Source organism: Bacillus sp. GS3m_15504 (genome assembly GCF_055825275.1).
Genome location: NZ_JBVVNL010000003.1, coordinates 211,657 through 223,972 on the forward strand (window position 1 = coordinate 211,657; position 12,316 = coordinate 223,972).

The window sequence follows — 12,316 nt, forward strand, 5'->3', positions numbered from 1 at the left end:
CCCTTAATGGCCCTTTCTCTTCTCCACATCACGATGAGATACATGAACGCTATACTCTGGTTTCAAATGTTTCCCAAGGTATTCTGTAAGCGTAACAGAACGATGCTGTCCACCTGTACATCCAATTGCAATTACAAGTTGACTCTTGCCTTCTCTTTTATAATGAGGCAGCATGAAAGTAATCAGATCCGTCAATTTCTCTAAAAACTTATGCGTCTCATTAAATTTCAGCACATACGATGAAACTTCTTCATCTAGTCCTGTTAATGGCTTCATATGTGGAATGTAATATGGATTTGGTAAAAAACGAACATCAAATACTAAATCTGCATCAATTGGAATGCCGTACTTAAATCCAAATGACATAACATTTACACGAAACGCTTGCTCCGTTTCAGTTGAAAATAGGTGAACAATTTTTTCACGTAATTCTTTCGGTTTTAAATCCGATGTATCAAGCACAATGTTAGCGCGTGCCTTCATATCAGTTAATAAGCTGCGCTCTATCTCGATTCCCTTTAACGGCAAACCAGTTGGTGCAAGTGGATGCGAACGTCTCGTTTCTTTATAGCGAGTTACAAGCGTGCTATCTTTCGCATCTAAGAATAAAATATGAGGAATAATCCATGTGCGTTCTGATAAATCATCAAGCGCTCCCCATAAATGTTCGAAAAACTCTCGGCCACGTAAATCAACGCCAAGTGCTACTTTATTCATTTTCCCTTTTGAATCCGCCATAAGCTCAATAAACTTCGGCAATAACATCGGTGGCAAATTATCTACACAGAAATATCCTAAATCTTCAAAACTTTGTAAAGCTACTGTCTTTCCAGCTCCAGACATTCCTGTAATAATTACCATTTTTATATCATTATTCTCTGTCATCGTATCCTCTCCTTGACGGTTTAACTCGGATCTAATCGATATGAAAGCAACTCAAAATCTGGGGTATATACAAATGTACCGTAGATTATTCCATTTCCTTTAATTAAATAATCAATAATGTGATAATCTCCTGGTGCCATTGCTAAATCATCAATTTTATCAAATGTATGCCAGCCAATGATGCCTTCTTCGCTCTCTAGTTTGTTTTCTCCTGCAAAATCTGTCGCTAAAAAGGAGAACATCATCCATTCAGAAACAACTTTATCACCTTCTTGGATAACAAAGGTGAAGACCCCCTTTAACGCTGGGTTCTTTAAATAAATACCTGTTTCCTCACGGTACTCGCGGACAACGGAATCTCTTACCGTCTCACCACGCTCCATTTTCCCGCCTGGTGCAACCCACCAATTTCGACGAGGTTTTTGGAGTAAGAGTACTTCATTATCTCTAATTAACACACAGTTTGTCACTCTTTGCATGTTTCTTCACCTCAGCTACTTGCAGCAAATTTCTCACTGCATACTCATTTCATTATACTATCAAAAACAGTTTGCTACAACGAAGGAGCCAGTCCTCTTCCCCTAAGCATATGCTACTCAACAATTTTAAAAAAGCTTTCTATAACAAGCAATGTAAATGCCTGGACTTTCAATGTATAGCATGAAAAATCCCCTTAACGATTTTTATCGCCAAGGGGATTAAAGCCGTTATTTCTTACCGAAATAAGTAACAATCGCAAATCCTAAAATAAAGGTAATAATTGAACTTATAATTGAAAACCCTTCAGTTGGAATACCAGGGAACACAATTACAATCGAACCGATAACTAGTCCAATAATTGCCGCAAATGTCATACTTTTATAACGATCTAATAAGAAACTAATTCCTTTACTACTTACAACAAACCCTACCATAACACCAGCACCAATAACTGCAATTAAAGGCAAGTTGAGTGTAGTTAAAGCATTAATTGCTGTTGGATACACACCAATAATTAATAAAATAAATGATCCGCTAATTCCAGGAAGTAACATAGCCATACTAGCCATCCATCCTGCGAAAAATAAACCAATTGCATTTAAAATTGTTAACGTCGTAATTGGATCTGCTGTCTTATCTGGTTTAAAGAAAGCTGTGATCGCAACAAGAATTGCTGCAACTATTAATAAAACAATGTGCTTACCTTTAAACGATGACTTTGCATCAGCTTCCCTCATTAACATCGGTAATATACTAATAATTAAACCGAGGAAGAAAAATTGAGTCGGTTCATAATGATTTGCAAGTAAATATTTAATAACGTGACTTAACGTTAAAAACGCTGCTGCCACACCAGCTGCAAGTGGAATTAAAAATCCTAAATGTTTTTTCCATTCACGACTAAAGAATCCACTAATTGCCGCAAGCAATTGTTCATAAATCCCTAACACAACAGCGATTGTACCGCCGCTCACACCAGGAATTAAATCACTAACGCCCATACAAAATCCACGATATATATTACGCCATTCCATACTGAATAAATTCCTCATTTCTTATAGTGATTTTTTCCGTAAAGTTCAGTATATCAATAAGAAAGCTTATAATCCCAATATTTTTTGACAAAACTTTGACATTTTCATAAAAAAGAAGAAAGCTCCTATCGGTAGCTTTCTTCTCAAAAGGTATGTTATCCCTTATTTTTCTGATACGGTTTTTAGTTCTTCTAATAATTCTTCTACGTAATGCTGTGCACTTTGTGCTGCAATACTACCATCACCTGTTGCAGTTACAATTTGACGTAGCATTTTTTCACGAACATCACCTGCTGCGAAAATACCAGGAACTTTCGTTTCCATACGCTCGTTTGTTTCAAGGTAACCATTTTCATTTGTAATACCTAGTTCAACAAATGGTTTTGAAAGTGGTAACATACCGATGTATACGAATACGCCGTCAGTTTTGACTTCTTTCTCTTCTCCACTGTTTACGTCTACAAGTGTTACACTTCCTACTTTACCATTTGCTTCGTTAATTTCTTTTATCGTGTGGTTCCAAATGAAGTCTACTTTTTCGTTTTGGAAAGCACGGTCTTGTAAAATTTTCTGTGCACGAAGCGTGTCACGACGGTGAACGATCGTTACTTTTGATGCGAAGCGTGTTAAGAACACACCCTCTTCAACAGCAGAATCTCCGCCGCCAATAACTACAAGTTCTTTTCCTTTAAAGAATGCGCCATCACATACCGCACAATATGATACACCGCGGCCGCCAAGTTCTGTTTCACCTGGTACACCAATTTTTTTATACTCTGCACCACTTGCAACGATAATTGCACGTGCTTTATATTCTTTTTTACCAGCAATAATTGTTTTGTATTCTTTACCATCGATGACTTCTTTCACATCACCGTATGCATATTCAGCACCAAATTTCTTCGCATGCTCGAACATTTTATTTGATAAGTCTGGTCCTAAAATAGACTCATAACCTGGGTAGTTTTCTACATCTTCTGTATTTGCCATTTGTCCGCCTGGAATACCACGCTCAAGCATTAATGTGCTTAAATTCGCACGAGATGTATATACTGCAGCTGTCATACCAGCTGGTCCTGCACCAATAATAATGACATCATAAATTTTTTCTTCTGACACACTATTCACTCCTATTCATTCCTACACAATTAAGTTACCCTCATTATACTGTTCGCATCATTTTTTTCCCAATGATTTGCTTACTTATGTGTGCGTACGCTTAACAGCTTGCACATACTTTCGAACAGTCGCTACAGATACATTATATACATCTCCGAGCTCTGACTGTGTCATCTTATTTCCTTGTTCGCTGCGTACGATATATTCCACCGCAGCTGACCAGCCGTATACATTTGTAAAAACTGCCCCAGATGTATATAAACGTATAAACGTACAAAACCAAAACTGTAGACACTCTTCGATTAATTCATCATCTTTTTGCGTATAATTGTATAAAGCATCCGCGATCCGTGCGCACTGTTCAAATTGCTGTAAATCAGCTGGGATGCTCTTATGGCTATTCAGTAAAAAGAAATACTTTGCAAGTTGCGATACAATTGGAACACCATTCTTTGCCTGCGTTACATCAAAGAAGAACCCCACCTTCTCCGGCGTTGATAATTCATTCATTAAATATAAAGCTAGCATTTGTTCCTCTAGCGTTGCACTTTGCTGAAATGATTTTCGTAATTCTTCAAATAACACGTTTTGTCCTTCATCGGCTAAATTCAGTGCATTCCACGGTTCTTTTCCCTTTTTATCAGGGTGCAATTCTACAACATGTTGCCACATTTTTTCAGCTACTTGCTGATCTTTCACCATATAAGCAGAATAGGCAAACCAATAATAAAAACTAACGTCTCCTTCGTATCCTTGACGTTTTAATACTTTAAACCATTTATACGCATGCTCAAAATGACCAATTGTTGCAAGTGTCGTTCCAAGTTTCAAACGATGTTCAAATGAAATTGGATATACTGCAACTAACTGAGTAGCTAATGCTTCTACTTGTTTATGCTCTCCAATTGAATATAGAAAAATAAGCGTATTACAAAGCGCATGTATATTCCCTGGATTTTTATCTAAAATCATTTCCGTTAATTTCAGTGCCTTATCTACATTGCCAGATTGAAAATGCGCAATGGCTAAATTATTATGCCCCGACCAAAATTCCGGATAATCTTTCGTAACAATTTCTAATGTAGCAATTGCTTCTTCCAATTGTCCGTTACGAATATAACGATTCGCTTCTTCCTGCATAACAATTAAATCATCTTCATCTTCGATCTCTTCCGCACCCATCGCTTCTTCTTCCATAATTTCAAGTAATTCTAATGTATCTTCAACAAATTCCTTCTCTTCTGCAACTTCTAAATAGCGATCCGCATATTTCTTCGCCTGCTGGAATAGTCCCATATATGCATAATTATTTGCAATAAAATAATAACACTGTTCAAGTTCTGGATTAGATCTAACAAGCTTAAAGAAGGTTTGATTCGACTCTTGGTATTCACCAGCCTCAGATAATACTGTTGCTAATTGACATAAAATAAACGGCTCCTTCTCACTTTGTGCCGCTCTTCGAAAATATTTAATTGCATCTTGCAATTTTTGCCCTTTGTAAGCCCTCATCCCTTTTTTATAAAAGAAGTCCGCTAATTGATTAAAAGAGATAACTTGTCCGTTCTCCTTATATATTCTTTGATTTTTCCCCATATATCCTCCAGTTTTTTGTTTTCTTCGTTCACACATTCTTCTATCTATAAGTATAAACGATTCCGTAAAAAACAAAACAGTATATTATACTCAATTATTTCCTTTTTATTCATTAAAAAAGAAGAGAAATGTTACATTTCTAGTATGAACCTTCTCTAGCCTCCATTTGCTCTTTCGTATAAATAACACGCATTGGATTCCCACCCACGAAAGCACCGCTCGGTACATCTTTATGAACAAGTGTGCCAGCTGAAACAATCGCGCCATCCCCAATTCTCACACCTGGTAATATAGTCGTATTTGCTCCGATCATCACTTCGTTTCCAATAACGATCTCTCCAAGTCGATATTCGCGAATTAAATATTCGTGCGCTAAAAGCGTCGTATTATAACCAATAATCGAATTGTCTCCCACAGTTATCTTTTCTGGGAACATAATATCCGGCATTACCATAAGCGCAAACGATGTTTTCTTTCCTACTTTCATCCGCAAAAATGTGCGGTACAACCAATTTTTGACGGATAAAAATGGTGTGTAACGCGCAATTTGGATAATAATAAAATTCTTCATTACCTTCCAAAAAGACACTGTTTTATACACATTCCATAGTGAATTTTCTCCTGAAACAGGATAGCGCGTTGTCCGTCGCACTTAAATCGCTCCTCTACTTATCTTTACGAACGATTCATGTCGGACAAAATCGGCAATAAATCACTCATTTTATCTAGCATAAAGTCTGGCTTGTAAGCTTCTAAATACGCTCTACCTTTCAATGTCCATGAAACCGCCGCTGTTTTCGTACCCGCATTTTGTCCGCCAACAATATCATGATGATTATCCCCAACCATCAATGCTTCTTCTGGTTTCGCATCTAATAACTGAAGCGCTTTTTGAAGCGGCTCTGGATGTGGTTTCACATGCTCTACATCATCAATTGTCACGACAACATCAAAAAACTCATCAAGCTTTGATAACTTCAATCCCATCTCAACAGTTTGTCGTGCTTTCGTTGTAACAATACCAACCTTATAGCCTTGCTTCTTTAACTCTTGAACTGTTTCATATACAGTTTCATATTCTTCTACTAATTCATCATGATGATCATGGTTAAATTGACGATAACTCGTAATTAACTCTTCAACCTTACTTTCATCAATCTTACTGAAAGTATCATGTAAAGATGGACCGATAAAAGGCAATACATCTTCACGCTTATATTGATTTGGATAATATGTATGTAAAGTATGTAAAAAAGAAGAAATAATAAGTTCGTTTGTATTAATTAACGTTCCATCTAAATCAAATAACACTGTATTTATTTTCATTGCCTTAGTCCTTTCTCTTTCCTGAATATGAAAGAAGCAGCATCTTATAATAAGATGCTACTTGTCTCTAATTTTCCGAATATCTTTTATCAGCTTGCCCCATTTTTCGTCTCACAATAATGAAAATAATAGAAATAACAACAAGTCCAATTGACATTACTTGTGCAATACGAAGCGGTCCTAGCATTAAACTATCTGTACGTAACCCTTCTACGAAAAAGCGTCCTATTGAATACCAAATTAAATATGTGAAGAATAATTCCCCACGGCGCAAGTTCACTTTTCGTAATGCGAGTAGTAAAATGACACCTGCAAAATTCCATAGTGATTCATATAAAAACGTCGGATGGTAGTATACACCATCAATATACATTTGATTAATAATAAAATCCGGTAAATGAAGACCTTCTAAAAACTGTCTCGTTACCTCATCACCATGTGCCTCTTGGTTCATAAAGTTTCCCCATCGGCCAATTGCTTGTCCTAGTAAAATACTTGGTGCAGCAATATCTGCCAACTTCCAGAACGAAACCCCGCGGCGTTTTGCAAAAAGAATTCCCGTAACAACAGCCCCGATTAAACCACCATGAATCGCCAAGCCACCTTGACGAATATTAATAATTTGACTCGGGTTTTGTGCGTAATATTCCCATTCAAAAATAACATAGTACATTCTCGCAAATAGAATAGCGATCGGTACTGCAATTAATACAAGGTCAACAAATGTATCTTTTGGAATACCTAGCCTTTCTCCCTCACGAGTTGCTAGCCAAAGACCTAATAGCACACCTGTACCGATAATAATCCCGTACCAATAAACAGGAAACGGTCCAAGTTGGACAGCTACACGGTCAAGCTGCGGTACAGAACCTAACAGCATATGTATGACCTCCCTCTCCAATGTTTACTCCTGATTCCCTAACTCAATCGCACTCATTAATCGTTCTGAGAACTGCTGTGCTGCATTCACTCCCATACGTTTTAAACGGAAGTTCATTGCTGCCACTTCAATAATAACAGCTAAGTTTCGACCAGGGCGAACTGGAAGTGTAATCTTCGTAAGTTCTGTATCAATAATCTTCATCTTCTCTTCATCAAGACCTAAGCGATCATAATTTTTCTTTTGATCCCAAATTTCAAGATTAATAACAAGTGTAATACGCTTATAATTTCGCACTGCTCCTGCACCGAATAACGTCATAACGTTAATAATGCCTAGACCACGAATTTCTAATAAATGCTCAATTAAATCTGGAGAGCTTCCGACCAACATGTCTTCATCTTCTTGGCGAATTTCTACACTATCATCCGCAACAAGGCGATGACCACGTTTTACAAGTTCTAGAGCTGTCTCACTCTTACCGACACCACTTTGCCCTGTAATTAAAACACCAACGCCGTAAATATCTACTAACACACCATGAACGGCAGTTGTTGGCGCTAACTTACCTTCTAAATAATTTGTTAAACGACTTGATAGTCTTGTTGTCGTTTGAGAAGAACGTAATAAAGGCATGCCTGATTCACGTGATGCTTGCAGTAACTCATCTGGTACATCTTGATTACGAGTTACAATAATACATGGCGTCTCCTCAGTACAAAGCGCTTTCATTCTCTCTTGTTTTTGATCTGACGTTAACGTGTCAAAGAATGTAAGCTCCGTCTTTCCAAGAAGCTGCACGCGATCAGCTGGATAATATGTAAAAAATCCTGCCATTTCAATTCCAGGTCGTGATAAATCACTTGTATCAATTGGACGATGAATTCCTTCTTCACCACTTATTAACTCCAATTGAAATTGTTCAATCAAATCTTTTGTCCTTACTTTTGGCATATGTATAAACCTCCACTCCGCTGCGGGTTCAGTCTCATTTGATGTAAAATTCCATTCTACCGGATATTGTACCATTTTTTTCTGGAAACAAGAAATACGGTTTCTAATAAATAGAAAAAAACATTTCATACACATCATGAAATGTTTTTCTTTTTGTCATTTTCTCTTTTTTTCATATAAAGGTTCCACAATTGCCTTTTCAATAATCATATTAAAAATTGAAATACAAATGGCCGCAACAATTGCTACACCGAAACCTGATATATTAAATGCATCTCCTAATAATGAATCTGCTATTTTTAACGTAATCGCATTAATAACAATTAAGAAGAACCCGAAAGTTACAACTGTAATTGGTAGCGTAATTAAAATTAAAAACGGTTTTACGAACACATTTAAAACAGCTAATATAATACTCGCAATAATTGCAGTTTGTATATTTGCTACGTAAAACGCGTCAGGTGCAATCCCTTTTAAAAGTCCCGATACAGCGATTAACACAACGCTATTTACAAGAAGTGATACAATCCATCTCATTTCTTTACACATCCTTTTAACATATATATTTCATCATACGCTAATAGATAATAAACGCAAGTATCATGCAAACACTTATATCAACTTATTCTACTCTTCATGCTTGTATACCTACTAACACTTCTTAGCGAAATACGGCCCACACCATCTATGCTCATGCGTTTTTACAAAAGTCCAAGTGAAATCTTTATCTACAATATAAACATCGCCTTTATACATATCATCTGTTTCACGCAATATATCATCCACACTTAATAAACTCGCATCTTTTATTAGTAGTACATCATCACAGTGTTGATAGAAGATGTAGCAATCCTTTTTCACTTCATTATGAAACGCGTTCTCCGCTTCTTCTCCCTCTACACACTTCTTTCTCTCATAACTAAATATGTGCCATAGATACCCACGTGCATACTTATCTCCATAAAGGAAAATATCTTCTTTTTCCTCATCACTTACATGATTTGCAAAATGGTCCTCCCAGCGCTTACGGAAATAAACACCCCACTTTTGAAACTCTCTTACCTTCATATTTTTCTTTCTTAAAACATCTATAAACTCCATGTTCTCCCCCTATGAACGAAAAACCGAGTGTTATTTCCACTCGGTTTTTCGTAATCCCCTTATTGTGATAACTCTACTTCTTTTATTTTCTCTTTCATTCTTGCTTTATCACGATTTAAAATCTCTTTTAAATACTTACCCGTATACGAACGCTCTTCTTTCACTACTTGCTCTGGCGTCCCGGAAGCAACTATTTGTCCACCTTTGTCTCCGCCTTCTGGTCCAAGGTCAACAATATAATCCGCTGTTTTAATTACATCTAAATTATGTTCAATGACAAGTACCGTCTCACCGCTCTCAACAAGACGTTGCAGCACTTCTAGAAGACGGGCGATATCATGCGCATGTAAACCAGTCGTTGGCTCGTCTAAAATGTATAGTGTACGTCCTGTAGAACGACGGTGTAATTCAGAAGCTAATTTCACACGCTGTGCTTCACCACCAGATAAAGTCGTGGCTGGTTGCCCTAATTTCATATAACCAAGCCCAACGTCTACAAGCGTTTGAAGTTTACGTTTAATTTTTGGGATATTAGCGAAGAACTCTACTCCGTCTTCAATCGTCATCCCTAACACTTCAGAAATGTTTTTATCTTTATATTTCACTTCTAACGTTTCACGGTTGTAACGTTTACCGTGACAAACTTCACACGGAACGTATACGTCTGGTAAGAAGTGCATCTCAATTTTAATAATTCCATCACCACGGCACGCTTCACAACGTCCACCTTTTACGTTAAAGCTGAAACGCCCTTTTTGATATCCGCGCACTTTCGCTTCATTCGTTTGCGCAAACACATCACGAATATCATCGAACACACCTGTATAGGTTGCTGGATTAGAACGTGGTGTACGACCGATTGGCGATTGATCAATATCGATAACTTTATCTAAATGCTCAAGACCTTTAATTTCTTTATGAGTACCTGGCTTCGCTTTCGCTTTATATAACTTTTGCGCTAACGATTTATATAGTACTTCATTAATCATCGTACTTTTACCTGATCCAGATACACCCGTTACCGCTACAAACGTACCAAGCGGGAATGACATCTTCGCGTTCTTTAAGTTATTCTCTTTTGCACCGACAATCTCCACTTTACGTCCATCACCTTTACGTCTTTCAAGTGGAACTGGAATAAACTCTTTACCACTTAAATACTTACCTGTTAGTGAATTCTCATCTTGCATCACTTCAGCTGGTGTACCCGCTGATACAACTTGTCCACCGTGAATACCTGCGCCAGGCCCGATATCCAGTAAATAATCAGCTGCCATCATCGTATCTTCATCATGCTCAACAACAATTAACGTATTACCTAAATCACGCATTTCTTGCAATGTACGAATAAGACGATCGTTATCGCGCTGATGCAAACCGATAGAAGGCTCATCAAGAATGTAAAGCACCCCAGTAAGACGCGAACCAATTTGCGTTGCTAAACGAATACGTTGCGCCTCACCACCAGATAAAGTTCCTGCGGCACGACTTAACGTTAAATAATCTAAACCAACGTTTACTAAGAACCCAACGCGCTCTTGAATTTCTCTTAAAATTAAATGGGCAATTTTTTGTTGTTTCTCTGTTAGCTCCACATTTGAGAAGAATTCCTGTACTTCTTGAACAGAATACTTCGTTACATCAGCAATCGTTTTTCCGCCAACGAAAACAGCTAAACTTTCAGGCTTTAAGCGTCCGCCTTTACACTTCGGACAAGCTTGTTCTGCCATATACTTTTCCATTTGCTCACGAATGTAATCCGAACTCGTCTCACGATAACGACGTTCAATATTTGGAATAACACCTTCAAATAAAATCTCATTTTCCTTTACTTGACCAAATTCATTTACATAGCGGAAATAAACTTTCTCTTCACCGCTTCCGTACAACACTTTATCAAATAAATCTTTCGGTATATCTTTTACAGGCACATCCATATCCACGCCATAATGATTACATACAGATTGTAAAAGCTGTGGGTAATATTGTGAACTTGTCGGTTCCCAAGGCGCAATCGCATGCTCATTTAATGATAAATCCCAGTTCGGAATAACAAGTTCTAAATCTACCTCTAACTTTGAGCCAAGCCCATCACAAGAAGGACATGCACCGAACGGACTATTGAATGAGAACATACGCGGCTCTAATTCTCCAATTGAAAAACCACAATGCGGACAAGCATGATGTTCACTAAATAGAAGCTCCTCTTCTCCCATAACATCGATTAACACTCGTCCCCCGCCAAGCTTTAATGCACTTTCAAGAGAATCAGCAAGACGGCTTGCGATTCCTTCTTTTACAACAATACGGTCAATTACAACTTCAATAGAATGCTTCTTATTTTTATCTAACGCAATATCTTCAGACACATCGAGCATTTCACCATCAACACGTACACGAACATAACCTTGCTTCTTAATATCTTCAAGTACTTTTACATGTGCACCTTTACGCCCAGAAACGATAGGAGCTAACACTTGTAATTTCGTACGTTCAGGGTACTCAAGTACACGGTCTACCATTTGCTCTACTGTTTGCGATGTAATTTCAATGCCATGATTCGGACAAATTGGCGTACCAATTCGCGCAAATAATAAACGTAAGTAATCATAAATCTCCGTTACCGTTCCAACAGTTGAACGCGGATTACGACTCGTCGTTTTTTGATCGATTGAAATTGCTGGAGATAAACCTTCAATCGTATCTACATCCGGCTTATCCATTTGTCCTAAAAATTGACGTGCATACGCAGATAACGATTCTACGTATCTGCGTTGCCCTTCTGCATAAATCGTATCAAATGCTAATGATGATTTCCCCGAACCAGACAATCCTGTTACAACGACAAGTTGGTTTCTCGGAATGGTTACATCAATATTTTTTAAGTTATGCGCTCTAGCACCTTTTACAACGATAAAATCCTTGCTCTTACTCACTCTTT

At 37.6% G+C, this 12,316-nt stretch carries 12 protein-coding genes; all 12 read right to left on the bottom strand.

The window, feature by feature from the left end:
• Positions 1-3 precede the first annotated feature (3 nt).
• The 12 genes from rapZ to uvrA all read right to left on the bottom strand — a co-directional run bounded on the left by rapZ (position 4) and on the right by uvrA (position 12,311).
• Entirely contained in the window at positions 4-885 is an 882-nt protein-coding gene (gene rapZ, locus AC0L0O_RS23125) for an RNase adapter RapZ (protein WP_000138464.1), read from the bottom strand.
• Positions 886-905: 20 nt separating this feature from the next.
• Positions 906-1,364: an NUDIX hydrolase gene (locus AC0L0O_RS23130; protein ID WP_001190080.1), complete on the bottom strand. Its 459-nt coding sequence runs from the start codon at positions 1,362-1,364 to the stop codon at positions 906-908.
• Between the two features lie 228 nt (positions 1,365-1,592).
• Positions 1,593-2,399, bottom strand: coding sequence for a DUF368 domain-containing protein (locus AC0L0O_RS23135; RefSeq protein ID WP_000455202.1), 807 nt, complete (start codon positions 2,397-2,399; stop codon positions 1,593-1,595).
• 162 nt (positions 2,400-2,561) lie between these two features.
• Entirely contained in the window at positions 2,562-3,518 is a 957-nt protein-coding gene (trxB, locus tag AC0L0O_RS23140; RefSeq protein ID WP_001288072.1) for a thioredoxin-disulfide reductase, read from the bottom strand.
• 84 nt (positions 3,519-3,602) lie between these two features.
• Positions 3,603-5,114: a tetratricopeptide repeat protein gene (locus AC0L0O_RS23145; RefSeq protein WP_000517726.1), complete on the bottom strand. Its 1,512-nt coding sequence runs from the start codon at positions 5,112-5,114 to the stop codon at positions 3,603-3,605.
• 139 nt (positions 5,115-5,253) lie between these two features.
• Positions 5,254-5,766 (bottom strand): acyltransferase, encoded by a 513-nt coding sequence (locus AC0L0O_RS23150; protein WP_001255064.1) that lies wholly within the window; start codon positions 5,764-5,766, stop codon positions 5,254-5,256.
• Positions 5,767-5,789: 23 nt separating this feature from the next.
• Positions 5,790-6,440 (bottom strand): pyrophosphatase PpaX, encoded by a 651-nt coding sequence (gene ppaX, locus AC0L0O_RS23155; RefSeq protein ID WP_000700956.1) that lies wholly within the window; start codon positions 6,438-6,440, stop codon positions 5,790-5,792.
• A 67-nt stretch (positions 6,441-6,507) separates the two neighbouring features.
• Complete coding sequence (gene lgt / locus AC0L0O_RS23160) at positions 6,508-7,320, bottom strand: prolipoprotein diacylglyceryl transferase (protein ID WP_000924244.1); 813 nt, start codon at positions 7,318-7,320, stop codon at positions 6,508-6,510.
• 24 nt (positions 7,321-7,344) lie between these two features.
• A complete protein-coding gene (gene hprK / locus AC0L0O_RS23165; protein WP_001127244.1) occupies positions 7,345-8,274 on the bottom strand; it encodes an HPr(Ser) kinase/phosphatase in 930 nt (309 codons plus the stop codon).
• A gap of 156 nt (positions 8,275-8,430) precedes the next feature.
• Entirely contained in the window at positions 8,431-8,811 is a 381-nt protein-coding gene (locus AC0L0O_RS23170) for a phage holin family protein (RefSeq protein ID WP_001267308.1), read from the bottom strand.
• 114 nt (positions 8,812-8,925) lie between these two features.
• A complete protein-coding gene (locus tag AC0L0O_RS23175) occupies positions 8,926-9,375 on the bottom strand; it encodes a DUF4275 family protein (protein WP_134188517.1) in 450 nt (149 codons plus the stop codon).
• A 59-nt stretch (positions 9,376-9,434) separates the two neighbouring features.
• Positions 9,435-12,311 carry an excinuclease ABC subunit UvrA gene (gene uvrA / locus AC0L0O_RS23180; RefSeq protein WP_000045565.1) on the bottom strand — a complete coding sequence of 959 codons (2,877 nt, stop codon included), beginning with the start codon at positions 12,309-12,311 and terminating at the stop codon, positions 9,435-9,437.
• Between the last annotated feature and the right edge of the window lie 5 nt (positions 12,312-12,316).